Annotated in this window: 25 protein-coding genes and 1 pseudogene; 14 read left to right on the forward strand and 12 right to left on the reverse strand. The window is 69.9% G+C overall.

Features of this window, described 5'->3' with window-relative positions:
* Positions 1-5 precede the first annotated feature (5 nt).
* The 3 genes from OG953_RS25360 to OG953_RS25370 all read left to right on the forward strand — a co-directional run bounded on the left by OG953_RS25360 (position 6) and on the right by OG953_RS25370 (position 3,831).
* Positions 6-743, forward strand: coding sequence for a class I SAM-dependent DNA methyltransferase (locus OG953_RS25360; RefSeq protein ID WP_405687096.1), 738 nt, complete (start codon positions 6-8; stop codon positions 741-743).
* Between the two features lie 21 nt (positions 744-764).
* Positions 765-1,973, forward strand: coding sequence for a cytochrome P450 (locus OG953_RS25365; protein ID WP_405687097.1), 1,209 nt, complete (start codon positions 765-767; stop codon positions 1,971-1,973).
* Between the two features lie 85 nt (positions 1,974-2,058).
* Positions 2,059-3,831: a class I adenylate-forming enzyme family protein gene (locus OG953_RS25370; protein ID WP_405687098.1), complete on the forward strand. Its 1,773-nt coding sequence runs from the start codon at positions 2,059-2,061 to the stop codon at positions 3,829-3,831.
* Positions 3,832-3,931: 100 nt separating this feature from the next.
* On the opposite strand, the gene OG953_RS25375 is transcribed toward OG953_RS25370, so the two are convergent.
* On the reverse strand, positions 3,932-5,074 hold the full coding sequence (locus OG953_RS25375) for a M6 family metalloprotease domain-containing protein (protein ID WP_405692050.1): 1,143 nt from the start codon (positions 5,072-5,074) through the stop codon (positions 3,932-3,934).
* Between OG953_RS25375 and OG953_RS25380 the strand changes: the two genes are divergently transcribed.
* The 3 genes from OG953_RS25380 (at position 4,998) to OG953_RS25390 (ending at position 7,910) form a co-directional block, all read left to right on the forward strand.
* Positions 4,998-5,174 (forward strand): hypothetical protein, encoded by a 177-nt coding sequence (locus OG953_RS25380; protein ID WP_405692476.1) that lies wholly within the window; start codon positions 4,998-5,000, stop codon positions 5,172-5,174. The two genes, OG953_RS25375 and OG953_RS25380, sit on opposite strands and share 77 nt — an antisense overlap.
* 346 nt (positions 5,175-5,520) lie before the next feature.
* Entirely contained in the window at positions 5,521-6,183 is a 663-nt protein-coding gene (locus tag OG953_RS25385; protein WP_405687099.1) for a TetR/AcrR family transcriptional regulator, read from the forward strand.
* A 203-nt stretch (positions 6,184-6,386) separates the two neighbouring features.
* Positions 6,387-7,910, forward strand: a complete 1,524-nt coding sequence (locus tag OG953_RS25390; RefSeq protein ID WP_405687100.1) for an MFS transporter — start codon at positions 6,387-6,389, stop codon at positions 7,908-7,910.
* A 110-nt stretch (positions 7,911-8,020) separates the two neighbouring features.
* Here OG953_RS25390 and OG953_RS25395 read toward each other — a convergent pair whose 3' ends face one another.
* Positions 8,021-8,533, reverse strand: a complete 513-nt coding sequence (locus OG953_RS25395; protein WP_266360841.1) for a MarR family winged helix-turn-helix transcriptional regulator — start codon at positions 8,531-8,533, stop codon at positions 8,021-8,023.
* 137 nt (positions 8,534-8,670) lie between these two features.
* On the opposite strand from OG953_RS25395, the gene OG953_RS25400 reads away from it, so the two are divergent.
* Positions 8,671-9,453, forward strand: a complete 783-nt coding sequence (locus OG953_RS25400; protein ID WP_405687101.1) for a dioxygenase — start codon at positions 8,671-8,673, stop codon at positions 9,451-9,453.
* Positions 9,454-9,471: 18 nt separating this feature from the next.
* On the opposite strand, the gene OG953_RS25405 is transcribed toward OG953_RS25400, so the two are convergent.
* Both OG953_RS25405 and OG953_RS25410 read right to left on the reverse strand, forming a co-directional pair.
* A complete protein-coding gene (locus OG953_RS25405) occupies positions 9,472-10,569 on the reverse strand; it encodes a questin oxidase family protein (RefSeq protein ID WP_405687102.1) in 1,098 nt (365 codons plus the stop codon).
* 72 nt (positions 10,570-10,641) lie between these two features.
* Positions 10,642-11,181, reverse strand: a complete 540-nt coding sequence (locus tag OG953_RS25410) for a GNAT family N-acetyltransferase (RefSeq protein ID WP_405687103.1) — start codon at positions 11,179-11,181, stop codon at positions 10,642-10,644.
* A 148-nt stretch (positions 11,182-11,329) separates the two neighbouring features.
* On the opposite strand from OG953_RS25410, the gene OG953_RS25415 reads away from it, so the two are divergent.
* A complete protein-coding gene (locus OG953_RS25415) occupies positions 11,330-12,328 on the forward strand; it encodes an RNA polymerase sigma factor RpoD/SigA (RefSeq protein ID WP_405687104.1) in 999 nt (332 codons plus the stop codon).
* Positions 12,329-12,499: 171 nt separating this feature from the next.
* Here the strand turns inward: OG953_RS25415 and OG953_RS25420 are convergent, their stop codons facing one another.
* Positions 12,500-13,462 (reverse strand): helix-turn-helix transcriptional regulator, encoded by a 963-nt coding sequence (locus OG953_RS25420; protein WP_405687106.1) that lies wholly within the window; start codon positions 13,460-13,462, stop codon positions 12,500-12,502.
* Between the two features lie 92 nt (positions 13,463-13,554).
* Between OG953_RS25420 and OG953_RS25425 the strand changes: the two genes are divergently transcribed.
* Positions 13,555-15,102: an MFS transporter gene (locus OG953_RS25425; RefSeq protein WP_405687107.1), complete on the forward strand. Its 1,548-nt coding sequence runs from the start codon at positions 13,555-13,557 to the stop codon at positions 15,100-15,102.
* An 87-nt stretch (positions 15,103-15,189) separates the two neighbouring features.
* Here OG953_RS25425 and OG953_RS25430 read toward each other — a convergent pair whose 3' ends face one another.
* From OG953_RS25430 to OG953_RS25440, 3 genes are all read right to left on the reverse strand, one after another.
* Complete coding sequence (locus OG953_RS25430; RefSeq protein WP_405687108.1) at positions 15,190-15,960, reverse strand: DUF6227 family protein; 771 nt, start codon at positions 15,958-15,960, stop codon at positions 15,190-15,192.
* Between the two features lie 134 nt (positions 15,961-16,094).
* Complete coding sequence (locus OG953_RS25435) at positions 16,095-17,285, reverse strand: P1 family peptidase (RefSeq protein WP_405687109.1); 1,191 nt, start codon at positions 17,283-17,285, stop codon at positions 16,095-16,097.
* Positions 17,286-17,355: 70 nt separating this feature from the next.
* Positions 17,356-18,504: a low temperature requirement protein A gene (locus tag OG953_RS25440; protein ID WP_405692051.1), complete on the reverse strand. Its 1,149-nt coding sequence runs from the start codon at positions 18,502-18,504 to the stop codon at positions 17,356-17,358.
* Positions 18,505-18,786: 282 nt separating this feature from the next.
* Here OG953_RS25440 and pflB point away from each other — a divergent pair, with 282 nt between their 5' ends.
* From pflB to OG953_RS25465, 5 genes and pseudogenes are all read left to right on the forward strand, one after another.
* Positions 18,787-21,045, forward strand: a complete 2,259-nt coding sequence (pflB, locus tag OG953_RS25445; RefSeq protein ID WP_405687110.1) for a formate C-acetyltransferase — start codon at positions 18,787-18,789, stop codon at positions 21,043-21,045.
* 133 nt (positions 21,046-21,178) lie between these two features.
* Positions 21,179-22,018: a pyruvate formate-lyase-activating protein gene (gene pflA, locus OG953_RS25450; RefSeq protein WP_405687112.1), complete on the forward strand. Its 840-nt coding sequence runs from the start codon at positions 21,179-21,181 to the stop codon at positions 22,016-22,018.
* A 106-nt stretch (positions 22,019-22,124) separates the two neighbouring features.
* Positions 22,125-23,078 (forward strand): annotated as a pseudogene (locus OG953_RS25455) (hypothetical protein); the annotation flags it as partial.
* Between the two features lie 47 nt (positions 23,079-23,125).
* Positions 23,126-23,374, forward strand: a complete 249-nt coding sequence (locus OG953_RS25460; protein WP_405692053.1) for a Rieske (2Fe-2S) protein — start codon at positions 23,126-23,128, stop codon at positions 23,372-23,374.
* Positions 23,375-23,395: 21 nt separating this feature from the next.
* Positions 23,396-23,605: a hypothetical protein gene (locus tag OG953_RS25465; RefSeq protein ID WP_405687114.1), complete on the forward strand. Its 210-nt coding sequence runs from the start codon at positions 23,396-23,398 to the stop codon at positions 23,603-23,605.
* A gap of 59 nt (positions 23,606-23,664) precedes the next feature.
* On the opposite strand, the gene OG953_RS25470 is transcribed toward OG953_RS25465, so the two are convergent.
* The 4 genes from OG953_RS25470 to OG953_RS25485 all read right to left on the reverse strand — a co-directional run bounded on the left by OG953_RS25470 (position 23,665) and on the right by OG953_RS25485 (position 26,328).
* Positions 23,665-24,177 (reverse strand): MscL family protein, encoded by a 513-nt coding sequence (locus tag OG953_RS25470; protein WP_405687115.1) that lies wholly within the window; start codon positions 24,175-24,177, stop codon positions 23,665-23,667.
* A gap of 123 nt (positions 24,178-24,300) precedes the next feature.
* A complete protein-coding gene (locus OG953_RS25475; protein ID WP_405687117.1) occupies positions 24,301-24,834 on the reverse strand; it encodes a hypothetical protein in 534 nt (177 codons plus the stop codon).
* 228 nt (positions 24,835-25,062) lie between these two features.
* The gene (locus OG953_RS25480) at positions 25,063-25,896 is read right to left on the reverse strand and encodes an S-methyl-5'-thioadenosine phosphorylase (protein WP_405687119.1); all 834 of its coding nucleotides are present in this window, start codon (positions 25,894-25,896) and stop codon (positions 25,063-25,065) included.
* A gap of 81 nt (positions 25,897-25,977) precedes the next feature.
* Positions 25,978-26,328, reverse strand: coding sequence for an FmdB family zinc ribbon protein (locus OG953_RS25485; RefSeq protein ID WP_405687121.1), 351 nt, complete (start codon positions 26,326-26,328; stop codon positions 25,978-25,980).
* Positions 26,329-26,416 lie beyond the last annotated feature (88 nt).

Below are 26,416 nucleotides of genomic sequence, written 5' to 3' on the forward strand. Positions count from 1 at the left end.
CCGACATGAACGGCGACCGTCCACGCCCCCGGCCCGGCTACGCCACCGAGTTCGCCGACGAGTACGACCGCTGGTTCGGCAAACGGCGCACCAGCGGTACGACGATCGAGGCCCTCGCCGCCCTCGCCGGTGAAGGGCCCGTACTCGAACTCGGCGTAGGAACCGGCCGGATATCCCTGCCCCTGCGGGAGCGCGGCATCGATGTGCACGGTGTCGACGGCTCCGAAGCGATGGTCCGCCGTCTGCACGCCAAGCTCGGTGGAGACCGGATGCCCGTGACCGTCGGGGACTTCGCCGACGTTCCGGTGACCGGGGATTTCACGCTGGTCTTCCTGGCCGGTGGCACGTTCTTCGAACTGCCGGACCAGTCGAGCCAGCTGCGCTGCTTCGCCAATGTGGCGGAGCACCTCGCCCCGGGCGGCCTCTTCGTCTTCGACTCCCATGTGCCCGAAGCCCTCGCAGCGGCGACCGGGCCCGAGATCGTCATGGAGGGCGACAACCATCTGGTCCTGTGCTACCGGCGGCTGGACCCTTCGGCCCAGCGCTACCGCTCGCACTACGTCATCCACGAGGACGGCGGCACCCGGCATCTGCGCGTCGAGTTCCGTTACGCCGGCTGCGGCGAGCTCGACCTGATGGCCGACCGGGCCGGTCTGCGGCTCAAGGAACGCTGGGGCGACTGGGCGGGAGCGCCCTTCACCCGCGACAGCGCCCACCACGTCTCCGTGTACGAACGCCCCTGACCGGCGCTGATGGAGGGCCGTATGGAACAGGCAGAGAACCTCATGGGCCGGACAGAGAACCTCCTGTCGTTCCCCTTCGACTACGCGGACGGGCTCGAACCGGTCCCCGAGTTCGCCGAACTGCGCCGCGACGCTCCCGTCGTCAGGGTCCGGCTGCCCAGCGGCGACACCGCATGGCTCGTCACCCGCAACGCCGACGTCCGCCGCGTCCTGGCCGGTTCCTCCTTCAGCCGCGCCCGTGCGACCCGGGGGAGCGGCCCCCGGATCAACCGCACGACCACCCTGCCCGACTCGATCCTGGCCGCCGACCCGCCCGAGCACTCCCGGCTGCGCAGGCTCATCGCCCCCGCGCTCACGGTGCGCCGGGCGGAGGCGATGCGCCGCGACATCGCGATCCTGGCCGACGGTCTGCTGGCGGAACTGGCGGGGCAGGACCGCCCCGCCGATCTCGTCGCGCACTTCACCCGGCCGCTCCCGCTGGCCGTCATCTGCGATCTGCTGGGCACGCCCCGCGTGGACGGCGACCGGCTCGACGCCTGGAACAGCGCGATGCGCAGCGTCACCGCCCTGACGAATGCCGAAGTGACGGCGGCGGTCGACGAGATGACCGGCTATCTCACCGGACTCATCGCCGCCAAACGATCCCACCCGGCCGACGACATGCTGAGCGTCCTCATCGCGGCGCGTGACGAGGGTGACCGGCTGAGCGAGGGCGAACTCATTTCTTTCTGCATCGTCCTGCTCTCGGGGGGTTACGGCACCACCTCGAACCGCCTCGCCGGTCTGATCCACCTGCTGCTGCAACAGCCGGAGCGCTACGAACTGCTGTGCCGCGAGCCCGCGTCGATCCCCGGCGCGGTCGAGGAACTGCTGCGGTACGCCCAGGCCACCGTGGGCGCCAACCTCCGGGTGGCCACCGAGGACGTGGTGCTGTCCGGCGTGACGGTCAAGGAGGGGGATGCGGTGATCGCGCTGACCGCGTCGGCCAACCACGACGAGCGTGTCCACCCCGAGCCCGAGGTGCTCGACCTCACCCGCCACGTCTCCTCGCACCTGGCCTTCGGACACGGCGTCCACTTCTGTGTCGGTGCGCAACTTGCCCGGGTGCAGCTCCAGGAGGCCCTGGCCGCCCTGGTCGGCCGTTTCCCCGCACTCCATGCGGCCGGCCCGGCCGACTGGACGAGCGGGCAGGTCACGCGGGCCCCGCGCAGCCTGCCCGTGGGGTGGTGAGGCGGGGCGGGACGGTGTCTTGACGAGGGGCGGGGGCGGGCATACCGTCGCGAATGTACTGAGCAAGCGCTTGGAGAGGTCGTTCGTGCCGCACACCGACCCGACCCCCGCCACTCCCGACCCGGACGCCCAGGCACCGGCCGCTGCCGCAGAAGCCGCCTCGGAGGCCGTCGCTCGTATCGAAGCCGCGCTCACCGGTCCGGGAGCCCCGTTCGCCGTGGTGCGGGTGGAGGACGGGGTGCATGCGGGCTCACTCGTGTACGCGGACGGGCCCAGGACGCTCCGTGAGTTCGTGGAGGCCACCTGGGCCTTCGGGGACCGGCCGTTCCTGATCGCGGGGGAGCGCAGCTACTCGTACGCCGAGTTCTTCGCCGCCGCGTCCGCGCTGGCGTGCCGGATGACCGGGGAGTACGGGCTCCGCCGGGGTGACCGGGCCGTCGTCGCGATGCGTAACCACCCGGAGTGGCAGATCGCCTTCTGGGCCGCGCAGCTGGCCGGTCTGGTCGCCGTACCGCTCAATGCCTGGTGGACCGAGGACGAGTTCACGTACGCGCTGGACGATTCCGAGCCGAGGGTGCTCCTGGTGGACGGCGAGCGTCTGCCCAGGGTCGCCGGGTGGGCGGCGAAGAACGGGGCGCGCGTGGTCGTCCTCCACGAGGAGGGCGCGGTTCCGGACGGCGCCGAGCGGTACGAGGACCTGCCCGCGCCCGATCCGCTCGCCGCGCCCCCCGAGGTCGAGATCCGGCCCGAGGACGACGCGACGATCATCTACACCTCCGGCACCACCGGCCGGCCCAAGGGCGCGGTCGCCACGCATCTCGCCCAGGTGGGGGCCGCACTCAACCCGCGGTACCACGCAGCAGCCTCCATGCTCGGGCGCGGGATCATCCCGGGGCAGGGGCCCGCCCCGGTGTCGCTGCTGACGTTCCCGTTCTTCCATGTCGCCGCGTTCACCGGCTTCTACGCGGCGATGGCGGCGGGCGGCACGCTCGTCCTGATGCGGAAATGGGATGCCGAGGAGGCGCTGCGGCTGATCCGTGAGCACCGCGTCACGCACTACGCGGGCGTCCCGGCGACCGCGCTCCAGCTGCTCGCCGCGGCCGAGCGCGCGGGCGACGGCCTGGAGAGCCTCCGGATGCTGAACACCGGCGGTGCCGCCGCCCCGCCCGACCTCGTCGCGCAGCTGACCGCCCGTCACGGTGACCGGATCGAGCCCCGCAACGGCTACGGCCTGACCGAGACCAGCGGTGGTGTCCTGGCGAACTTCGGCGCCGAATACCGGCTCCACCCCGGCAGCGTCGGCCGTCCGACGCCCACCACCGAGGTGCGGATCGCCGGTCCTGCGGGCGAGGCGCTGCCCGAGGGCGAGGTCGGTGAGCTGTGGCTGCGTGGCCAGTCCCTGGTCCGCGGCTACTGGCGGGACGAGGCGGCGACCGCGCAGGCGTTCACCGACGGCTGGTTCCGGACCGGTGATCTCGCGGTGGTGCACGAGGGGCGGGTCAGTGTCGTCGACCGGATCAAGGACATGGTGATCCGCGGCGGGGAGAACGTGTACTGCGTGGAGGTCGAGGCAGCGCTGCACGACCACCCGGACGTCGAGGACGCGGCGGTGCTGGGGGTGGCGCACCCGGTCCTGGGCGAGGAGGTCGCCGCCGTCGTCCGGCTGCGGGCCGGTGCCACGGTCACGGTCGAGGAGCTGCGGGCGCACGTCGGGCGGAGTCTGGCCGCGTTCAAAATCCCGGCCCATGTGCTCGTACGCGATGAACCGTTGCCCCGGAATCCGACCGGGAAGATCCTCAAGCGGGAGTTGCGCGGGCCTGTCGAGGCGGAGGTGCGGCGGGCGGTCGGGGGCGAGTGATCACCGGCGGTCGGGCGAGTGATCACGGGCGGTCGGATGAGTGGACGCCAATGGGCGGGAGAGAGTGATCACGGGCGGTCGGGGCGAGTGATCATTGTGGTCAGGGGCGAGTGATCCGGACGCGGTAGTCCCCCTTGTCGTCTTTGTCGATCACGGATATGCGTATCCCACCGGCCCGGTCGGTGAAGGTCTCGCCCGGCTCGTAGGGGGCGTCGGAGAGCTCGGAGTGCACATTGGGCTGCCGGGTGCAGCCGCTGCTGTCCTTGGTGCTGTCCGCCACGGACACCGGTCCCTGACCGGTGTCGACGTCCGAGCTCACCTTGTAGATCAGCACGCCGGGCCGGCAGACCGCCTGGTCGTTGCCCGCCCGGGTCCGTACCTCCACCGCGTAGCCGGACTCACTGCTCAGCGGTATGAACGCCAGTTTCGTGCCGCCCTTGGTGGCCAGCGGTTTCAGGACGTGGTCGCTGGTGCCGGGCTTGGAGGCGCAGCTGATCTGCTTGTTGTCCAGCCAGCCGAGCTTCCACTTGTGCCAGCCCAGCAGATCGTTATTGACCCCCCAGTCCTCGGACATGATGTCCCAGTGCCCCACCGAGCCGCCGCCCTCCAGGGTGTAGAGGTCGGGAAGGCCGAAGATATGGCCGTTCTCGTGCGGCAGGACGCGGTATCCGGTCTGCGCGTACGACCCGGAGCCGTCGTCCTGGCGGCTGTAGATGAAGGACGCATTGGTGAGCGGGACACCGTCCGCGTGCGGGGCGTCGTCATTGCCGGAGAATGTCACGGACAGAACGGTGTCCAGGGCGGAGGGCCCGGCGTTCGGGGTGACCAGGATGTTGACCAGGTCGTACGTACTGAAGTCGACCTTCGGGTCGGCTGCGGCGACTATGTCCTCGGCGAGGCGGTGGTAGCCCGGCTCGTACGGTGATCCGCGGTCTATCCCGTACTCCGAGAACGACAGGGGCATCCGCAGCCAGGACTTCACAGGAGCGTCGGGGATGTAGGTGAGTCGCCCGTACGAACCGGTCCGGAACCACTTGGCCGTCTGCGGGAAGAATTCGGCGTACCGGTCCATCGCCGACTCGGGGCCCGGCGCGTCCGGGAAGTCGATCATCAGGTTGAGGGCGTGAATCCTGCCCGTGGAGCGGGCGTAGCCCGCCGGAGTCGGTATGCCTTCCGACATCTGCACGCCCATGGTCACCGGTATCCGGCACGGGGCGATCCCCGCCGAGCGGGCCGTGGTCACCGGGCCGGCCGAGGCCCGGCTGGGTATCGGGAGATTGCTGCTGGCCGTGGTCGTTGCGGCAATGACCAGGGCTGTTGCCGAGCCGAGAGCGATCGGGTGACGGTGCCTGCGTATCCGGTGGCGGGTCTTTTGCATATAGGCGCCTCGGGGTCCGCGGCAGCCGGCCGACCCCGACTGCCCTCTGCGGATCAGCCTGTGACGGGTGGTGCGGCACCGCTCGTTGGGTGCGCCGATCGGTTGGTTTTCCCGTTCTGGTGGTGTGGGTCAGGTCACGTCGTGGTGGGAAATAACCGGGGATCCTTTCCCCGTTTGAACCTGTGTCCCCGCGAAAGCGGGGAGATGGTCCCCGGTTACGGGAAGGGGGCGCCATGAAGAACGAAGAGCGTCGCAATGGCCAACAGCGTCGTGATGAGGGCCAAAAGAGCCGGAAGGCAGGGGCAACCGTCGTGGATACCGTCACCCGCACCGCCACGGGGGCAGTGCAGCCCCGGACGACCCGTCCGCGGGCCGACGCGCTGCGCAACCGGGAGCGGATCGTGACGGCCGCGCGCGAGATGTTCGTCGAGTTCGGGCCTGATGTGCCGCTCGACGAGGTCGCCCGCCGCGCCGGCGTCGGCAACGCCACGCTCTACCGGAACTTCCCCGACCGGGCCGCGCTGACGCACGAGGTCGTGCTCGCGGTCACCTCCCGCACCATCGACCGTGCGGAGGAGGCGACGGCCGAAGAGGCCGATCCCTTTGCCGCGCTCAGCCGCTTTGTGCACGCGGCGGCCGACGAACGGATCGGGGCGCTGTGTCCGATGCTGTCCGGCGTCTTCGACAGGGATCATCCCGAATTGCTCGCTGAGCGTCGGCGCCTCGAAGAGGCCGCCGAAGGGCTCGTGGCGCGCGCCATGTCCGCGGGGCGCCTGCGTGCCGACATCGCCGTCGGTGACGTGCTGGTCGCCCTCTCCCAGCTCACCCGGCCACTGCCCGGCACCGGCTGCCTGGACATCGACCGGTTCACCCACCGCCATCTACAGCTGTTCCTGGACGGGCTGGAGGCTCCGGGCCGGTCCCAACTGCCCGGAACGGCTGCGACCTTGGAGGATCTGCGGCGCCGGCCATGACGCCCGCACCGGGCCCCTGAGCCGGGTGCCCGGTGGCGCGCCCGCCATGCCTTGACCATCCCTTCCCTTTCACCGCGCTCCCTTTCGCCGCGCTCCCTTCAGTCGACGGTCGTCTCGCCGACCGTCCTCGACCGACTGCCCGTTCACCGACCTCTCGGTTCACGACTTCGCGCGCCCACGCGCGTCCCTAGGTGGATACCTCCATGTCAAAAACAGCTGATATCCGACTCCCGGACCCCAGTCGCTGGAAAGCGCTGGCGTTCATCGCCCTTGCGCAGCTGATGGTCGTGCTCGATGCCACGATCGTGAACATCGCGCTGCCGCACGCCCAGACGGCCCTGGGCATTTCCGATGCCAACAAGCAGTGGGTCATCACGGCCTATGCCCTCGCCTTCGGCGGCCTGCTGCTCTTCGGGGGCCGGATCGCCGACCTCTGGGGCCGTAAGCGGACCTTTGTCGTCGGCCTGATCGGCTTCGCACTGGCCTCCGCGCTCGGTGGTGCGGCGCAGAACCAGGGCATGCTCTTCGGTTCGCGTGCCCTCCAGGGTGCCTTCGGCGCGCTGCTCGCCCCTGCGGCCCTGTCGCTGCTCGCCGTGATGTTCACCGATGCCAAGGAGCGCGCCAAGGCGTTCGGCATCTACGGTGCGATCGCCGGTGGCGGTGGCGCCGTCGGCCTGATCCTCGGCGGCTTCCTCACCCAGGCGCTGAACTGGCGCTGGACGTTCTTCGTCAACATCCCGTTCGCGGTCGTCGCGGCCGCGGGCGCGTACTTCGTGATCCGTGAGCCGGCCGGCAGCCGCAACCGCTCGTCCCTCGACATCCCGGGCGTCGTCCTGTCGGCGCTGGGTCTGGTCTCTCTGGTGTACGGATTCACCCGCGCCGAGTCCGCCGGCTGGTCGGACGCGCTGACCATCGGCATGTTCGTCGCGTCCGGTGCGCTGCTCCTGGCATTCGTCCTGACCGAGGCCCGGGTCAAGTCGCCGCTGCTGCCGCTGCGCGTCCTGCTGGACCGCAACCGCGGTGGTATCTACCTCTCGCTGGGTCTGGCCACCATCGGGATGTTCGGGCTGTTCCTCTTCCTGACGTACTACCTGCAGGTCGTGAAGGGCTACTCGCCGATCAGGACGGGCTTCGCCTTCCTCCCGATGATCGCGGGCATGATCACCGGCTCGACGCAGATCGGTGCCCGGCTGATGACCCGGGTTCCGGCGCGCAAGCTCATGGGCCCCGGCTTCCTGACCGCTGCCGTCGGCATGCTGCTTCTGACGCAGCTGGAGATCGACTCCTCCTACACCACGCTCATCCTGCCCGCACAGCTCCTGCTGGGGCTGGGCATGGGTACGGCGTTCATGCCGGCCATGTCGCTGGCCACGCACGGCGTCGAGCCGCGGGACTCGGGTGTCGCCTCCGCGATGGTCAACACCTCGCAGCAGGTGGGCGGCGCGATCGGTACGGCGCTGCTGAACACCATTGCCGCCTCGGCCGCGACGGCGTACGCCACCTCGCACGCCGCACTCGGCGCCACCGACCCGGAGCTGCTGAAGCTCCAGTCGATGGTGCACGGCTTCACCGGTGCCATCTGGTGGGCCGTCGGCATCCTGGTGGTGGCTGCCGCGATCGCGGTGACCTTCGTCAACGCCGGGCGTCCCTCGGCGACCGGAACCTCCGGTTCGGGTGACGCCGACGGTGTCGAGGACGAGTTCAAGGTCCCGGTCCTCGCCCACTGAGGACTGAACACCGACGTGGGTCGCGTAACGCGTGACGTGAAGTGAGGTGAACGCGGCTCTGCCCCGGTTCCGCTCGACGGAACCGGGGCAGAGCCGCGTTCGACGACTGTTCAGCGCAGCCAGGGCAGGTCCGCGTCCGTGCCTTCCGGCTGCAGTCCGGTGGCGACGACCTGCATGATCTCGCCGAGCGAGCGCATCTGCTCGGGTGTGAGCCGGTCGAACATCGCCTGGCGTACGGCGCTGACATGGCCCGGCGCGGACCGGCGGAGCATCTCGTAGCCCTCGTCGGTGAGGACCGCGTTCTGGCCGCGCTTGTCGGACGGGCAGTCCTCGCGGCGCACCCAGCCGCTCTTCTCCAGCCGCGCGACGGCATGCGAGAGCCGGGAGCGGGTGATCTTGGCGTCCTTGGCGAGCTCGGTCATCCGCTTCCGGCGGCGGGGCGCCTGGGAGAGCTGGACGAGCAGTCCGTAATAGATGTGCGGCATACCGGCATCGCGCTGCAGCTGGCGGTCGAGGTGGTCCTCCATGAGCGTGGTGGCGTGGAGGTACGCACGCCAGACGCTCTGCTCTTCGTCGGAGAGCCAGCGGGGCTCGCCGGGGGATGCCGTGGTCATGTACTCCACTGTACGACCTTTTCTTGAAAGTTTAACTAGATAGAGCTAAGGTCTCGGGAGATGGGAGCTTGAAGATTAAAGAACCCTTCTTTTTCGAAGAGAGCCAGTAAAAGACCTACCCCGATCAGCAGCGGATGGGGAGTGCCATGACTGTCACCGCGGAGCGCATGCCCGCCCTCTATCTCTCCCACGGCGCACCGCCGCTGGCCGACGACCCGGTCTGGCCCGGCGAACTGGCCGCCTGGTCCGCGCAGTTGCCCCGCCCCCGTGCGATTCTGATGGTCTCCGCGCACTGGGAGGAGGCCCCGCTCGCTCTCGGCGCGACGGAGCCCGTCCCGCTCGTCCACGACTTCTGGGGCTTCCCCGAGCGCTACTACCAGGTGCAGTACGCCGCCCCGGGCGCCCCGGCGCTGGCGGAGAACGTACGCAAACTGCTGCGCGGAGCCGGTACGCCGGTCCAGGACATCCCGGACCGCGGGCTCGACCACGGGGCGTACGTCCCGCTGGTCGAGATGTTCCCCGGTGCCGATATCCCCGTACTCCAGATCTCCATGCCGACGCTGGACCCGCAGAAGCTGATGGACATCGGGCGCAAGCTCGCACCGCTGCGCGACGAGGGCGTCCTGATCGTCGGCAGCGGCTTCTTCACCCACAACCTGGCCGCCCTGCGGCATGCGGGCGGCGGCACCCCCGGCTGGTCGGCGGAGTTCGACGACTGGGGGGACCGGGCACTCCAGGCGCAGGACATCGACGCGCTGCTGGACTTCGAGCGCAAGTCCCCGGCCGGCCGGCTGGCCCACCCGCGCACCGAGCACTTCGCGCCGCTCTTCGTGACGCTCGGCGCCTCGGAGGGCGAGCTGGACCGGGGCCGCAGCGTCATCGACGGATTCTGGATGGGACTCGCGAAGCGGTCGGTGCAGTTCGGCTGAGCTCTGTCCAGGGTCCTGTCACAGGGCCGGCGGGTTCAGCTCGATCGAGCGGAGTGCGGCGGCGAGGGCCGTCGCATCGCCGATGTCCAGTGCGGTGTCCGTGAACTTGATGGTGTGATCGTCGCCGTGCGCCGCCGCCCGTGCGAAGAGCTCCTCGGCGGACGCTGTCGCCGGTGTGTACGGGGCCGGCTCGGCCGGGCCGTACGCGGCGGTGACCGCGGCGCTCGCCGCCCAGGCGGCCTCCAGGCTCGGCACCCACAGTGCGCGGGGGAGCGCGGGCAGCGTGCGCAGCACGGCATTGGGTGCGGTCGCGGCATGCACCAGCATGATCGGTTCGCCGTGCCCGTGCGTGGCATAGCGGTGGGTCGCGGCCCGCACCAGTTCCTCCAGCCGGGCCCGCGCCTCGTCCGGGTCGTCGGTGAACCGCTGCGGCCACACCGGGAACGCGGTGAGCTGCGCCAGCCGGTCCCGGATGCCGCCGCTCTGCTCGGGCACCGGCGGCACGGCGTCCAGCGCGGCCGCGGCGCTCGGTGCGGGCGCCAGCGGTGTCAACGTGGCAAGCGGCTGGTGGCGGGCGGCCCAGTAGCCGAGGCCGTGGGCGAGTTCGGTGATCCGGGGCGCGCTCGACTCGCCGGCGAGCAGAGTGCGTACGGAGTGGCCGACCCGGATCACGGGGTGGGTGGCGCCCGCCGCGATGCCGGGCAGCAGCCGCGGCCACCACTCGGTCAGGACGTCCCGCCAGGGGCGCTCGGCCGTCTCCCGCTCGAAATACACAGTCCAGTCCGCGATCCGGCGCGGGTCGCCCAGGGCCTCGCGCCAGTTCTCCGCGGTCACCCGGGACGCGGTGTCCGGCATGTCCTCCAGCTTGTGGCTGTAGTGGTCGAGCCACCGGTGGACGGCCGGTGCCTGACCGTGCCGGACCAGCGCCTCGACGGCCATCGGGCCGTGATTGCTCAGCCAGCCGTTCCGCTCGGGGCCCGCGGTGTGGAGACGTTCCAGAGCCTCGTCGAGCGTGCCCGTGGTGTCGTCGGTGGCACCGGTGGTGTCGGGTGTGCCGTTCCCGCTGGTTGTGCCGTCCCTGCCGGGTGTGCCGTTCCTGCTCGTCGTGTCGTTCATACGGCAGCACGCTAGGCGCGGCGCCCGCGGTGCGTAACGGGCCGTGGGCCTAGGCCGCGACCGGGCCGAGCCCTAGGACTGCGGCCCCAGCCGCTTCTCGCACCAGGCCACGTCCCAGTACGTGTCGAACTTCCGGCCCACCTCGGCGTACGTACCGACATGGCGGAAACCGAAGCGCTCGTGCAGTCGGGCCGAGGCGTCGTTGGGCTGGGTGATGCCCGCATACGCGCGATGCACGTCCTCGCCGGCGAGCGCCTCGAACAGGGATGAGTAGAGGAGCGTGCCGATGCCGCGGCCGGTGGCCCACGGGGCGCAGTACACGCTCACCTCGACCGAGGTCGCGTACGCCGCCTTGGGACGGAAGGCGCTGCTGGTGGCGTACCCCAGGACCGAGGCGGGGCCGACAATGCGGACATCCTGAGCAACCAGAAGACGGTGCGGGCCGTCTTCAGAATGGGAACGAAGCCACGGCAGCCGCTGTTCGGGTGTAAAGGGGGCCGTATCGAATGTGAGCGCGGTCTCACGTACGTAATGGTTGTAGATGTCCGTGAGCGCCACCAAATCACCTTCGGTGCCCGGCCTGACCTGCACTTCTGTCTGGATGCTCGGCATGCGCGCTCCCTTCGCGGCGGCACAGGGTACTGCATGATCGCGAAAGTGAATGCCATGCATGGGAATTCTGTCCGGATTCCAGTCGTTGTTTCCATCGGATGCAGGGCACCCGAGAGGGTGTCGCGACCTACTCAGCAAGGGAGCACGCATGGCAACCCGTGCCGTCGCCCGACGTTCGTCCGCCACCGGCGGGTCCAGCCGGGCAAGCAGTGTTCGCGCCTCTGGCGGAGAGATCGCCGATCGCGACCTGGTCGGCATGTACCTGGACGAGATCGCGCGTACGCCGCTGCTCGATGCCGCAAAGGAGGTCGAGCTGTCGCAAACCGTCGAGGCGGGTGTTTACGCAGGGCAGATTCTCGACGGTGCGGTGGAGAGCGAAGCCGGTGGAGCCACGCGCGAGGAGCTGGAGGCGCTGGTCGCCGAGGGCGAGCGCGCCAAGGACATATTCATCCGTTCCAACCTTCGGCTCGTCGTTGCCGTCGCCCGCCGCTATCCGCGGGCCGGGCTGCCCCTGCTCGACCTGATCCAGGAGGGCAACGCGGGCCTGGTGCGCGCGGTCGAGAAGTTCGACTACGCCAAGGGCTTCAAGTTCTCCACGTATGCGACGTGGTGGATCCGTCAGGCCATCACCCGTTCCATAGCCGACCAGTCCCGCACGATCCGGCTCCCCGTCCACCTGGTGGAGGAACTCGGCCGGATCCGACGGGTGCAGCGCGAGTTCAACCGTGAGCACGGGCGCGAGCCGGAGCACACGGAGATAGCCGCCGAGCTGGACTCCACGCCGGAGCGCGTGGGCGATGTCCTGGACTGGGCCCGTGACCCGGTCAGCCTCAACATGTCCGTGGACGACGAGGGCGAGACGCAGTTCGGTGATCTGCTGGAGGACACCTCCGCGGTGTCGCCCGAGCAGTCGGTGATGACGCTGCTGCGCAGCGAGGAGCTGGAGGACCTGATCGGCAAGCTCGACAACCGCACCGCATCGATCATCCGTATGCGGTACGGCATCGAGGACGGCCGTGAGCGGACCCTCACCGAGGTGGGCAAGCAGCACGGGCTGACCCGTGAGCGGATTCGCCAGATCGAGAAGCACGCGCTGCTCGAACTGAAGCGAATGGCCCACGACACGGGTTTTGACGCTGCGGCGTGAGCCATCGTCCAGTAACCTCCGAAATAGGTCGCTTCGTGTGACCCCCTGAACTGAGTCCCGGCGCCCACCCCCCCCTGGCGCCGGGGCTCATTCTTTTTGCGCGCTCGGTGGAAGCCGGCCTTCTGTGCGTTCGGTGGCGGCCGGGGCGGTCGTCGTCCGGGCGGTGACGTGTCAGTGTGCTGTCGCGCGGGTCAGCCGGGCGCCCAGATGCCTCAGGTGCTCCACCAGCTGTGGTGGCTCGTGCGCGGTGAACTCGCAGTCCACCAGCGCCAGCCGGAGCGCCACCCACTCCAGCGAGTCCGACAGGACCGCCCGCAGCCGACAGCTGTTCTCGCCGGTCCGCTCCAACGGGCCGATCGAGGTCGGCAGCCGCGCGGACACGAAGTCCGCCGGGGCCGCGAAGCTCACATCGACCGCCAGCTCCGGCTGCCGTCGGGCGATGGAGCCGCTGAGGAACTTTGCCGCATCACCCGTCGGCAGCTCGCGCGGTGTGAACCGGGCCCCGGTCGCGAACGGCTCGCTGACCCGGTCGACCCGGAACGTACGCCAGTCCTCGCGCCCGAGGTCGTACGCGACGAGATACCAGCGCCACCCGGTGCTCACCAGCCGGTACGGCTCGGCCTGCCGCTTCGTCTCGGCGCCGTCGCCCGCACGGTAGGCGAACCGCAGCCGCTCCCGCCCGGTGACCGCCGCCGCCATCACCGTCAGCGTGTGCGGATCGATCGTCGAGCCGTCGCCGCGGGTCAGCGGCATCGTCGCGTTCTGCAGGGTCGAGACCCGGTGCCGCAATCGTGACGGCAGCACCTGCTCCAGCTTCGCCAGAGCCCGTACGGACGCCTCGTCGACCCCCTCGATGGCATGGCCGGCACCCGCCCGCAGGCCCACCGCGATGGCCACCGCCTCCTCGTCGTCGAGGAGCAGCGGCGGCATGGCGGTGCCCGCGACGAGGCGGTAGCCGCCGACCGATCCGCGCGAGGCCTCGACCGGATAGCCGAGCTCGCGGAGCCGGTCGATGTCGCGGCGGATGGTGCGCGGGCTGACGTCGAGCCGCTCGGCGAGCTCGCTGCCCGGCCACTCGCGGGGTGTCTGGAGGAGCGACAGCAGATTCAGCAGTCGTGCCGGGGTGTCGGTCATGGGCTCAGCCTCGTGCCGGGGTGTGGGTCATCTCATCAGGATGCCCACCCATTGGGTCATGAACTGACCTAATGGCTGTTTAGCTTCTTCCTATGACTTCTTCCGCATCTCTGCCGTCCACGGCATCCGGGCCCACGGTGTCCTCGGACCCGTCGGACCGGCGACGCTGGTTCGCCCTCGCCATCGTCATGACCGCGGCCTTCATGGACCTGGTCGACGTCACGATCGTCAACATCGCCATCCCGAGCATCAAGCGCGACACCGGCGCCTCGTTCAGCTCGATCCAGTGGATCACCGCCGGATACGCCCTGGCCTTCGCGGCCGGTCTGATCACCGGCGGCCGGCTCGGCGACATCTACGGCCGCAAGCGGCTCTTCCTCATCGGTATCGGCGGCTTCACGCTGGCCTCCGCGCTCTGCGGCTTCGCCGCGAACCCGGAGATGCTGGTCGCCTCCCGCATCCTTCAGGGCGGCACCGCCGCGCTGATGGTTCCGCAGGTGCTGTCGATCGTGCACGCCACCTTCCCGGCGCACGAGCGCGGCAAGGTCTTCGGTCTCTTCGGCGCGATAGTCGGTCTCGGCGCCGTCTCGGGACCGCTGCTGGGCGCGCTGCTCACCGAGTGGAACATCGCCGGTCTCGAATGGCGGCCGATCTTCCTGATCAACCTGCCGGTCGGCATCGCCGGCCTGATCCTGGGGCGGAAGTTCATCACCGAGTCCAAGGCCCCCAAGGCGCTCCGGCTCGACCTGATCGGTGTCGCCCTGGTGACGCTGGGGATGCTGATGCTGATCTACCCGCTCACCCGCGGGCGCGAGCTGGGCTGGCCGGTCTGGGGCTATGTGTCGATGGTCGGCAGCCTGCTGGTGTTCCTGGTCCTGGTGGTGTTCGAGCGGAAGAAGGCGAGCAAGGACGGTTCGCCGCTGGTCGAGCTGTCGCTGTTCCGGGTCAAGAGCTTCGCGGCGGGCATCGCCGTGCAGCTGACCTTCGGCATCGGCCTCGGCATCTTCTTCCTGGTCTGGACGCTCTACATGCAGATGGGTCTCGGCTGGAGCGAGCTGCGGGCCGGCACGACCGGTATCCCGTTCTCGATTGCCGTCTCGGTCGCCGCCGGGATCTCCGTACAGAAGCTGGTGCCCCGCTTCGGCCGCAAGGTCCTCCAGGCGGGTGCGCTGCTGATGATCGTCGGTCTGCTCCTCTACATCTGGGAGTCCGACCGGTACGGCATGGGCATCACGTCCTGGCAGATGGTCCTGCCGCTGGTGGTCATGGGCACCGGCATGGGCCTGATCGTGGCCCCGCTGACGGAAGCGGTGCTGTCCGAGGTGCCGAAGGAGCACTCGGGTTCGGCCTCCGGGCTGATCAACACCGTGCAGCAGATGGGCAATGCGCTCGGGCTCGGACTGGTCTCGGTCGTCTTCTTCGGCTCGATCGGCGACCGGCTGGCGCCGCAGGAGGTGGGCCCGGCGTTCGCGGAGGCGTTCCAGCACTCGCTCTGGTGGGTGGCCGGGGTGCTCGCAGTGATCTTCCTGGTGATGTTCGCGCTGCCCGCGCGGCCGCGGCAGCACGTGGAGGATGGCGACGAGGTCATGGACACCGAGCCCGAGGTCGAGCTCGGCAAGGAGCCCGCGCTGACGCCGTGATGCCCTGAAGCGCGACGGTGCCCGCACCCCTCGGGGGTGCGGGCACCTGCGTGTGCGGGTGCGAGCGTGGGCCCCCGCCCCCCACGGTCAGCAGATGCGTGTACGGCTCTCCATGGCTCCGCGTGCGGCGTCCTCGTCGCCGTACACCTCGCACATGTGGCGGCCGTCCGGCGTGGCCGTGTGCTCGACCTCCCACAGGCTCGTCTCGCTGCCGTCGAGGAGCAGGAAGGCATGCTCGTAGAGCGTGAATCCGGCGTCCCGCCCGTCCACCCGGCACTGTCGGCCGAAGACCTGGGTGATGTGGTGGGCGAAGGCGGCGCGCAGCAGCCGGGCGGTCTCCTCGCCGGGGCCGTCGCTGTTCTCCGCGCGGCGCAGGACGCGGCGGGCATGGTCGGCGGAATTGTCCGGGGCGTACATCCGGGGCAGCGGGACCGGGGGAGCCGCCATCAGAACCGTGAGTAGCTCCAGGTCGGCGTGCGGCCCGTCGTCCCCGAACACCGGGACCTCACCGAAGCCGCCGGCCAGCCGGGCGGCGGCGATCTGGATATCGGCCTCGTCGTCGTACAGCTCGTGGTGCCGGAGGTCGGGCTCCGTCCCCGGCCGCGGGTCCCTCGTGCTCCGTGGACCGCCGTGCACCAGCTCCCACAGGGTGAAGGGGGTGCCGTCGGACAGCAGATACGTATGCCGGTAGGTCTCGCGGTGAAGTACGGAACTGTGGTGCGAGGAGTGCAGGGAACTGCTGTGGGCGAGCGCGGTACCGAGTCTCTCGACCGTACTGTCGGGCAGGTCGAAAGAGTTGAGTGCCCGTCGCAGGAGTCGCTCGAGGTGCTGCTCGGTTGTCTCGTACGGATCGCTCAAGGTGCTGTCTCCAGGCCGTCGCCGCGTGTTACTTGGTGCGTGCTTAACGTAGTCCCTGGGTCCGACATCGTGACCGGGGTTCAGGAAAACGTATGACACACGCAGATGGTTCCTGGCGGTTCGTCCGAACTTCCTTACCCGGGAGGCGAGTCGGGGTCCGGGTGGCTGTGCGGCGACGGCCGTGAGGGGTTCCCACGAGCGCCGTAGAGATCGCTGTACGCGGGACAGCTGCTGCCGCCGGGGCGGCCGTTGACGCTCCGAGCTGCCCGGACGGCCTTCACGATGGCACGGGTCAGGGTGTCCGCACCGGCCGCCAGCAGGTCGTTGAGCGCGATCGGGTTCTGCGGATCCAGCGGCCGGGCGCCGGTGGCCAGCGCGAAAACGGTGTCCCCGTCGGTCAGCAGATGTACGGGGCGGACGGCGCGCGCCAGTCCGTCGTGCGCCGTACCCGCGAGCTTCTGCGCCTGGGCCCGGGTGAGATCGGCGTCCGTGGCGACGACGGCGAGTGTGGTGTTGAGCGGGGGCCGCGTGTTCGCCTCCCGCGCCTCGGCCAGGCGCTGCTGCGCCGCCAGGTGGACCTCGGGCGCGGGGTACACCGGCGGTTCCGCGACGCCGTACTCCCCGTACAGCACTCCGGTACGCGGATCGACGACCGAGCCTGCCGCGTTCACCACGACGAGCGCGCCCACCGTGATCCCGGACGCCAGCCGCACGCTCGCTGTGCCCACCCCGCCCTTGAGCTGCCCGGCGACCGCGCCCGTACCGGCGCCGACACCTCCCTCGACGACCGGCGCCCCCGGCTCCGTACCCGCCGCGTCCTCCACCGCCGCGCGGCCGGTCGAGGCGTCCGGGCGGGCCCGCCAGTCACCGCCCCGCCCCAGGTCGAAGATGCATGCGGCAGGGACCACCGGCACCACGTGCGCCGGATCGGGGCCGACCCGCACCCCGCGCCCCTGTTCCTCCAGCCAGGCCATCACGCCGGACGCCGCATCCAGGCCGTACGCGCTGCCGCCCGTCAGGACGACGGCATCCACGCGCTGCACCAGATTGCGCGGATCGAGCGCGTCCGTCTCCCGGGTGCCGGGGCCGCCGCCGCGTACGTCGACGGCCGCGATCGCACCGCCCTCGGGGGCGAGGACCACGGTGGTGCCGCTCAGTGCGCCCGCGCCCGTCACCTGCGCATGGCCGACGCGCAGCCCGGTGACATCGGTCAGTGCGTCGAGCGGCCCGGTGATATCGGCCGACGCGTCGAGCGGCCCGGACGATGTGGGCGATGTGCGCTGCGCGACGGAGAGGTCTGCCGGCTTCCGTGGTTCTTCCGTCATTGCGTGCTCCTCACTGGATTCACCACTCACGACGTGCCACTTGCGACTCATCGCTCACCGCCCCGTGCGCTCATCCCGTCACAGCGGGCCGTCGGGACAGCATCACCCCCACGGTCACGGTCGCCGCTGCCACCAGGCCGGCCGCGAGAACCGCCCACCCCCCGGCGAACGTACAGGCCAGGATGGCCAGCGCGGCCACAGGGAGCGACAGTTGCTCCGCGAGATCGCGTTTGAAGTGGCGGGTGTGCAGCGCCCACACCGTCAGCAGGAAGAGTGCGGAGGGCACGGTCACCGCGGCGGCGGCCACCGTGTCCGAGACATGGGCCTTGCCCACGGCCTCCTCCACCGCGACCTCGATGCCCGAGCCGATCGCGGCCGCGGAGCCGAGGATCAGGTAGTGCCCGTATCCCCAGACGAACGCTTCCCTGCTGCCGCGGAGGTAGTCATGGATCGGCACGGCGAAATAGATCCACCAGGCGGAGAAGACGATCAGAAGCCCGCCCGCGGCGATCGGCAGCAGCTCACCGAGCGCTTGGTGTTCGTCCACCGCCTCCTGGACCGCGACCGTGGCCGCCGCGATCGTCTCGCCCAGCACGATGATCGTGAACAGGCCGTACCGCTCACCGATATGGCGCGGATGCCAGCTCGTCGCGCGGTCGCGCTCGGCGATCGCCGGAACGGACATCTCGGCGAGCGCGAGCACGACGAAGACGGCGGCACGCGCCCAGCCCGTGTCGTCGGTCAGCAGGAGCATGCCGATCCAGCCCAGCTGCACCATGGTGATCCCGATGGCGTACCGCAGCGCGACGCGCCGCTCGGCGCCCCGGGTGCAGTACGCGGCGCGCAGCCACTGGCTGGTGAGGGCGAGCCGCATCACGACGTAGCCGACGACGCCGATTGTCCAGTCGCCCGCGTCGAAGGCGCGCGGCACCCCGGCGGCGAAGATGAGCACACCGGTGATCTGGACGAACGTGACCACGCGGTACAGCGGGTCGTCGGTGTCGTAGGCCGAGGCGAACCAGGTGAAGTTGACCCAGGCCCACCAGATCGCGAAGAAGACAGCCGCGTAGCTGACGATTCCGGTGGCGGCGTGGCCCTCGGCGACGGCGTGCAGCAGCCGCCCGCCGGCCTGCGCCACGGCGACGACGAAGCAGAGGTCGAAGAAGAGTTCCAGCGGGGTCGACGCGCGATGTCTCTCAGTGCGGCTGCGGGCAGTCATTCCGGGCATGGGGACCAGCAGACCAGACGAGGATCGGCGGCGCACAGGGGGGCGCGCCCCGACGCGGGTCGGGAAAATCTTGTGAAAGCATTCACAAGCGCTAAGGGTCCAAAGCCCTCGGAGAAACCACAGGTCAGCGCGGTGATGTCGGACCGGGTCCGATATCTGACGGGACCTTGGGCCCTTCGGCAGGGACCATTGCGGGCCCGGGACTGCGGAAATCGGGAGTGCAATGGACGCAGCGGCAATGAGGCGCACGGACGATCTCGGAAGGTGCGGGCCATGACGGCGACTGCGGCAGAGGTGACGACGGACAGCGGGGCCTGGGACGGCTTCAGGGGCGGGCTGTGGCGCGACGCCATCGACGTCCGCGACTTCGTCCAACAGAACTACACCCCGTACGAGGGCGACAGTTCCTTCCTCACCGGCCCCACCGCCCGGACAACCGCGGTCTGGGAGAAGCTCCTTGCGATGTTCCCGGACGAGATCGCCCGCGGTGTTCACGACGTGGACGTGAAGACCCCGTCCCGGATCGACGCCTTCGAGCCCGGCTACATCGACGCCGACCGCGATCTGATCGTCGGCCTCCAGACGAATGCCCCGCTCAAGCGCGCGATCATGCCGAACGGGGGCTGGCGGATGGTCGAGGGCGCGCTGAACGCGTACGGCTACGAGGCCGACTCCGAGGTCAGGGAGATCTACACCCGTCTGCGCAAGACCCACAACGAGGGGGTCTTCGACGCGTACACACCCGAAATCCGGGCCTGCCGCTCCTCCGGCATCATCACCGGACTGCCGGACGCCTACGGCCGCGGCCGCATCATCGGCGACTACCGCCGCGTCGCCCTCTACGGCGTCGACCGGCTGATCGCAGCCAAGGAGGCCGACAGGGCCGCCCTCGGCGAGCAGTGGCCGACCGAGCACGTCATCAGGGACCGCGAGGAGACCACTGAGCAGATCAAGGCCCTGAACGAGCTCAAGGCGATGGCGATGTCGTACGGCCACGACATCTCCGGGCCCGCCCGCACCGGCCGTGAAGCCGTGCAGTGGCTGTACTTCGGCTACCTCGGTGCCGTGAAGGAGCAGAACGGTGCGGCCATGTCGATCGGCCGCATCGACAACTTCCTCGACATCTACCTCCGGCGCGACATCGAGCGCGGACTCATCACGGAGGAGCGGGCACAGGAGCTCATCGACGACTTCGTCATCAAGCTCCGTATCGTCCGCTTCCTGCGCACCCCGGAGTACAACGAGCTGTACTCCGGCGACCCGACCTGGGTCACCTGGTCGATGGCCGGCATCGGTGAGGACGGCCGCCCGCTCGTCTCCCGTACGACCTTTCGGGCCCTGCAGACCCTCTACAACCTGGGCCCGGCCCCCGAGCCGAACCTCACGGTTTTCTGGTCGCAGCGACTCCCCGCCGGATTCAAGGAGTTCGCCTCGAAGGTCGCCATCGACACCTCGGCGCTCCAGTTCGAGTCGGACGAGCTGATGCGCCCGAAGTACGGCGACGACACGGCGATCGCCTGCTGCGTCTCCGCGATGGCGGTGGGCAAGCAGATGCAGTTCTTCGGCGCCCGTGTGAACGTCGCCAAGGCGCTGCTGTACGCGATCAACGGCGGCCGTGACGAGAGGACGGGCAAGCTCGTGGTGAGCGGCTTCGAGCCGGTCACCGACGAGTACCTCGACCACGCGACCGTCGCCGAGCGGTACGACGCGATGCTCGACTGGCTGGCCAGGACGTATGTGCACGCGCTCGATGTCATCCACTACATGCATGACAAGTACGCGTATGAGCGCCTGGAGATGGCCCTCCACGACCGGGAGATCCTGCGCACCATGGCCTGCGGCATCGCAGGTCTGTCGGTCGCCGCCGACTCGCTCTCCGCCATCAAGCACGCCCGGGTCAGGGTGATCCGGGACGAGACGGGTCTCGCGACGGACTACGAGATCGAGGGCGACTACCCTGCGTACGGCAACAACGACGACCGTGCCGACGCCATCGCCCGCGGCATCGTCCACGACTTCATGGAGAAGGTCCGCAAGCACCCGACGTACCGGGGCGCGGCGCACACCCAGTCGGTGCTGACCATCACCTCCAACGTCGTCTACGGCAAGAAGACCGGCAACACCCCCGACGGCCGCCGCTCCGGCGCCCCGTTCGCCCCGGGTGCCAACCCGATGAACGGGCGCGACGAGCACGGCTACATCGCCTCCGCACTGTCGGTCGCCAAGCTGCCGTACGACGACGCCGAGGACGGCATCTCGCTGACCAACACCATCACGCCGGACGCACTCGGCCGCACCCCCGAGGAGCGGATCCGGAACCTCGCCGGCGTTCTGGACGGATTCATGGCGAGCGGCGGCTTCCACATGAACGTCAACGTGCTCGACAGGGCGACTCTGGAAGACGCCATGGAGCACCCGGAGCACTACCCGCAGCTGACCATCCGGGTCTCCGGATACGCGGTCAACTTCGTGCGGCTGACCCGCGAGCAGCAGCTCGACGTCATCAACCGCACTTTCCACGGCTCGCTCTGATCCTCCCCGATCGTTCCGAGCCCCCTGAACCGCGCGGCGTCGGGAGCCCATCCCCCGTAGGGCCCCGGCGCCGCGCGCTCCGCACCCGTCGCGCCCGGCCACCGAACGCCCCGCCCGCACAGGAGGCCCTGCCATGGCCCCACCTATCGACAACATCGACAACATCGGCGACATCGACAACATCGACAACATCGACAACATCGGCACCTCCGTCACTCCGGCGGGTGCGGCCACCCGTCGGCCGGTCTCCGGAGCGGTCCACTCCTGGGACCTGTCGACTGGCGTCGACGGCCCCGGCACCCGCTTCGTCGCCTTCCTGGCCGGCTGTCCACTGACTTGCCTCTACTGCCACAACGTCGACACCCTGCGGATGCGTAGCGGCACCCGGATGTCGGTGGAGGACCTCGTTGCCGAAGCGGGCAAGTACACGACGTTCATCCGGGCCGCGAGCGGCGGCGCCACCATCAGCGGCGGCGAACCACTGCTGCAGCCGGTCTTCGCCGGTGAGCTCTTCCACCGCTTCAAGCACGGGCTGGGGCTGCACACCGCCCTGGACACCTCCGGCTTCCTGGGCGCCCGCGCCACCGACGCCCTGCTGCGCGACGTCGATCTGGTCCTGCTCGACATCAAGTCCTGGGACCGGGCCACGTACCGCAAGGTCACCGGCCGACCGCTGGAGCCGACCCTGGACTTCGCCCGCCGCCTCGCCGACCTCGGCAAAGAGGTGCACGTCCGCTTCGTACTGGTGCCGGGACTGACCGACGACCCGGCCAACGTCGACGGTGTCGCCTCCTTCGCCGCCTCCCTCGGCAATGTCTCCCGTGTCGATGTCCTCCCCTTCCACAAGCTCGGCGAGGCGAAGTGGCAGGCGCTGGGCAAGCCCTTCACCCTGCACGACACCCCGTCACCCACCCCCGAGCAGACCGCCTCGGCCTGCGAGATCTTCACGTCCCACGGACTGCGGGCCGTCTGACGCACTGCGAGCCGTCCGACGGGCTTCGAGCCGGTCGGACGAACGGGCTCACCCCACCGAGCCGTAAAACAGGACCAACTACCCCATACGGCCCTACGGTGACGGGGTGGCCGAGCCACCAGACGCCTCCGTCGCGCAGCCCGCCCCCGGTGCACACACTGGCTCCGCCGGAGTGCCCGCCGCCCCCCGGGCCACCGGGCCCCGGGCTGCCGCGCCCCGGTCCGTCACCGCCCTCGCGACCGCGGCCGGCGTCATCGTCTCCGCCCTGCTGATCCTCGCGATCGTGTTCGGCAGCCGGCTTCTGGAGAACTTCGACTCCGCCCTTCTCCCGTACGCCGTCGCCACCGTCTTCCTCGCCTACCGCTACACGGTCTGGGTCTCCGCGCCCGGTGCCCGGCGCCTGTTCAAGCAGGGGTGGCGGAGCTTCTTCTCCGTGGCCAACTTCCGCCGGGCCCCCACCGCCCTGCCCAGGATGATCGCCACCTATCCGGGATTCCAGAAATTCCTCGGCGCCCGCTCCCACGCCCGCTGGGCCGCCCACCAACTGATCTTCTGGGGCTGCATCCTCGCCTCCCTGATCACCTTCCCGCTGACCTGGGGCTGGTTCACCTTCACCTCCGCCTCCGCCTCCGCCTCCGCCTCCGCCTCCGCCTCCGCCTCCGCCTCCGGCTCCGCCTCCGCCTCCGCCTCCGGCTCCGCCTCCGCCTCCGGCTCCGCCTCCGCCTCCGCCTCCGGCTCCGCCTCCGCCTCCGCCTCCGCCTCCGGCTCCGCCTCCGCCTCCGCCTCCGGCTCCGCCTCCGCCTCCGCCTCCGGCTCCGCCTCCGCCTCCGCCTCCGGCTCCGCCTCCGGCTCGGGCCCCGGCTACGAGATGCGCATCTGGGGCTTCAAGATCATCGGCTTCGATTCCCTGGACATCCTGGGCTGGCTGATGTTCCACGGCCTGGACATCGCCGCCGTGCTCGTCATCCCCAGCGCCTCGTACTTCCTCTGGCGGCGGATGAAGGACCGCGGCGCCATCACCGGCCAGCGCTTCGCCTATGACATGGTGCCGCTGATCGCCCGGTCGCCGTTCGGTTCGACGACGGCACCCTCGTCGGCTACTCCGCGATCTGTACCCATCTCGCCTGCGCCGTGCTCTGGCGCAAGGACCGCGGCCCCGAGGGCGAGCTGTACTGCCCCTGCCACGAGGGCATCTTCGACGCCGGCACCGGCGAGGTCACTGCCGGGCCACTGCCCCGTGCCCTGCCCAAGGTGGTGCTCACCGAGCAGACCGACGGCAGCATCTGGGCGGTCGGCACGACCCGCTCGGGCGAGAGCATCGAGCACGGCCTGTGGCTCGACCCGAAGGATCGCTGACCACGGCCGTACCCTTGACATATGAGCACCGCCCCCGCCCCCGGCCCGCGCGATTCGAAGACGACCCAGCCGGAACAGACGAAACCCAAACCGGCTCTGATCTTCGACGATCCGCTGGACCAGCAGTCCGCGGACGATACGGACCGGGGGTGGGGCGAGCGGGCCCCGGCCGGCGGCAGCGCCGCCGATCTGGCGCGCTTTCTCGACGAGAAGCCGCCCCACCACATCTGAGCCCCCGCTCCGTGGTGGTCCGACGACGCTGCCTGCCGGTCTTCCTGCCGCGCGTCCCGCTACTGGTCGTGACCTCGGCCGGGGTCCTGCCCGAGGGGCCCGGCGCCCGGGCCGCCGCGCTGTGAGACGAGGGCGTCTCGGATCTCCTTCAGCACCTCCAGCTCGCTGACCTCCAGCGTCTCCTGCACGCCCTCCTTCGCGGCCTGCATGGCCGCCCGCCTGGCAAGGTACTTGGCCATGGGCAGCACCATCAGGAAGTAGACGACGGCCGCCGTGATCACAAAGCTGAGAGTGGCGCTGAGCACCGAGCCCCACAGGGTCCGGATGCCCTCGGTCGTCTCGCCCGTCTTCGGGTCCGTGACGCAGGGCCCCTTGAGGCAGGAGCTGTAGCTTTCCAGGTCCTTGGTGCCGAACGCACCGACCAGGGCGCTGATGACGCCCTTGACGACAGCGTTCACTATCTGTGTGAACGCGGCGCCGATGACGACGGCGATCGCCAGGTCGATCACGTTGCCGCGCAGCAGGAAGGCTTTGAACCCTTCCAGCAGACTGACCTTCTTCTTCTCGCTCACGGGTGAGCGTTTCTTCACATGTGCCGTAGGCGGAGCAAACTTCTCCGCAACTTACGGCAGTAAGCGATGGAACCTCCCGATCTGCGCCTTTGGTCAGGTGACGTGACAGTTCATCAGTACGAATCAGCACAGGGTCACCGCCAGCCTGGCCGAGATACCCGCACCGGCCAGCGATGTGGCCGTGCCCCGGGGGACTGACAGCACGATCAGCGCACCGTCCTCCGCGGGGCCTTCGGTCGAGGGCTGCGGTACATCTGCCACCCGCGCGCCCTTCGCCAGCACCCGGGCATCGGCTCCGGCCCCTTCGGCGGCGATCACGTCGACGCGGTCCCCCGGCCGTAACAGCCGCACCGTCCCCGCATCCGCGATCCGGACCGGCGCGGACACCAAGGGGACCGGCCGCCGCGCCCGCTCCGGCGCCGACCCGGCCGTACCCCCCGCCCCTGCCCCATGCGCCGCGTCGCCGCCCGCGCCGCTCCCGCCCAGACCCGTCGCGGCCAGCGCGGCAGCCGTCAGGGCCAGCCCGGCGGCCAGCGCGTGGCGCTGCCGCCACAGAGCCCGCCGCAGCCGGTGCCCACCGCCTCCGCGTACCCGCAACGGTTCGAACGCGGGCACACCACAGGGCGGGGGAGCCGACGCCGGAGGTCCTGGAGCCATGGCCGGAGCGGATCGTTCAGAGGGCACACACGGGGACGACGGGGACGACTGGGACGACGTGAACGACTGGGACGACGCGAACATGGCCAACACCACCTGCCGTGAGGAGTTTCGGACGAACACCCCTCACGATCCACCTGCCACGAGTTTCCCGCCGAAGCCTGTGGACGGCCCCGGCGTTGTGGAAAAGCCCGTCACCCACCCACGCCGCAACCGTCACCCACCCCGCTAAGGAAGCTCGATCCCCGTCTCGAGCCCGTCCAGCGCATGCGAGCACGGGCAGTCGCGGTCCGTCTCCGCAGGCAGCGCGGCCACCACGTCGAAGAGCACCGCGCGCAGCCGGTCCACGTTGGCCGCGAACACCTTCAGTACCTCCCCGTGCGAGACGCCCTCCCCGGCCTCCGCGCCCGCGTCGAGGTCCGTCACCAGCGTCATCGTTGTGTAGCAGAGGCCCAGTTCGCGGGCGAGGACCGCCTCCGGGTGCCCGGTCATCCCGACCACCGACCAGCCCATAGCCGCATGCCAGCGCGATTCAGCCCGGGTCGAGAAGCGCGGCCCCTCGACCACCACCAGCGTCCCCCCGTCCACCGGCTCCCAGCTCTTCGCGCGAGCCGCCGCCAGCGCGGCCCTGCGCCCATCGGGGCAGTACGGATCGGCGAAGCCCAGATGCAGGACGTTCGGCTCCGCGCCATCGGCCCGGATCTCCCCGTCGTAGTACGTCTGCGTCCGGGCCTTGGTGCGGTCCACCAACTGGTCGGGCACGAGCAGGGTGCCCGGCCCGTACTCCGGACGCAGGCCGCCCACCGCGCACGGGCCGAGCACCTGGCGTACGCCGACGGAGCGCAGCGCCCACAGGTTGGCCCGGTAGTTGATGCGGTGCGGCGGCAGATGGTGGCCGCGTCCATGGCGGGGCAGGAAGGCGACCCGGCGGCCGCCGACCTTGCCGAGGAACAGGGAGTCGCTCGGCTGTCCGTACGGGGTGTCCACACGCACCTCCGTGACGTCCTCCAGGAAGGAGTACAAGCCCGAGCCGCCGATGACACCGATCTCTGCGTTCGCCATGCGATCACACTAGCGGCGCGGGAAAACGCCGAGGACCCCGCCGAACGGATCGGTGGGGTCCTCGGGGAAGTGCGGTTCGGCTCAGGCGGCCGACGTGCCACTCGTCGAGGACGACGAGGAGGACGAGGAAGAAGAAGACGCAGCGGACGAGGAGGAAGCGGACGACTTCGTGTCCGAACCCGACCCCGTCGACGACGAATCGGACGAAGCGGAACCGGACGCCTTCGCCGAGGCCGGCGTGCTGCTCGACGAGGAGCCACGGCTGTCGTTCCGGTAGAAACCGGAACCCTTGAAGACAATGCCGACCGCCGAGAACACCTTCTTCAGGCGTCCTTCGCAGCTCGGGCACACGGTCAGGGCATCATCGGTGAACTTCTGCACCGCCTCGAGGCCCTCGCCACATTCGGTGCACTGGTACTGATAGGTCGGCACTTGTCTTCCTCCTGGCACTCTCACTCGATGAGTGCTAACAGTCGTCAATGGTAGCTGCTACGGGCCGCTGTTTGCAGTAATGCCTGTC

It is taken from the genome of Streptomyces sp. NBC_00057 (assembly GCF_045041165.1).
Lineage (GTDB): Bacteria > Actinomycetota > Actinomycetes > Streptomycetales > Streptomycetaceae > Streptomyces.

Coding starts and splice junctions, on each gene's coding strand:
- OG953_RS25360 (WP_405687096.1), top strand. CDS start 6: ATGAACGGCGACCGTCCACGCCCCCGGCCCGGCTACGCCACCGAGTTC.
- OG953_RS25365 (WP_405687097.1), top strand. CDS start 765: ATGGAACAGGCAGAGAACCTCATGGGCCGGACAGAGAACCTCCTGTCG.
- OG953_RS25380 (WP_405692476.1), top strand. CDS start 4,998: ATGCCTTCCGACATCTGCACGCCCATGGTCACCGGTATCCGGCACGGG.
- OG953_RS25390 (WP_405687100.1), top strand. CDS start 6,387: ATGTCAAAAACAGCTGATATCCGACTCCCGGACCCCAGTCGCTGGAAA.
- OG953_RS25400 (WP_405687101.1), top strand. CDS start 8,671: ATGACTGTCACCGCGGAGCGCATGCCCGCCCTCTATCTCTCCCACGGC.
- OG953_RS25405 (WP_405687102.1), bottom strand. CDS start 10,569: ATGAACGACACGACGAGCAGGAACGGCACACCCGGCAGGGACGGCACA.
- OG953_RS25410 (WP_405687103.1), bottom strand. CDS start 11,181: ATGCCGAGCATCCAGACAGAAGTGCAGGTCAGGCCGGGCACCGAAGGT.
- OG953_RS25415 (WP_405687104.1), top strand. CDS start 11,330: ATGGCAACCCGTGCCGTCGCCCGACGTTCGTCCGCCACCGGCGGGTCC.
- OG953_RS25420 (WP_405687106.1), bottom strand. CDS start 13,462: ATGACCGACACCCCGGCACGACTGCTGAATCTGCTGTCGCTCCTCCAG.
- OG953_RS25425 (WP_405687107.1), top strand. CDS start 13,555: ATGACTTCTTCCGCATCTCTGCCGTCCACGGCATCCGGGCCCACGGTG.
- OG953_RS25435 (WP_405687109.1), bottom strand. CDS start 17,285: ATGACGGAAGAACCACGGAAGCCGGCAGACCTCTCCGTCGCGCAGCGC.
- OG953_RS25440 (WP_405692051.1), bottom strand. CDS start 18,504: ATGACTGCCCGCAGCCGCACTGAGAGACATCGCGCGTCGACCCCGCTG.
- pflB (WP_405687110.1), top strand. CDS start 18,787: ATGACGGCGACTGCGGCAGAGGTGACGACGGACAGCGGGGCCTGGGAC.
- pflA (WP_405687112.1), top strand. CDS start 21,179: ATGGCCCCACCTATCGACAACATCGACAACATCGGCGACATCGACAAC.
- OG953_RS25465 (WP_405687114.1), top strand. CDS start 23,396: ATGAGCACCGCCCCCGCCCCCGGCCCGCGCGATTCGAAGACGACCCAG.
- OG953_RS25475 (WP_405687117.1), bottom strand. CDS start 24,834: ATGGCTCCAGGACCTCCGGCGTCGGCTCCCCCGCCCTGTGGTGTGCCC.
- OG953_RS25480 (WP_405687119.1), bottom strand. CDS start 25,896: ATGGCGAACGCAGAGATCGGTGTCATCGGCGGCTCGGGCTTGTACTCC.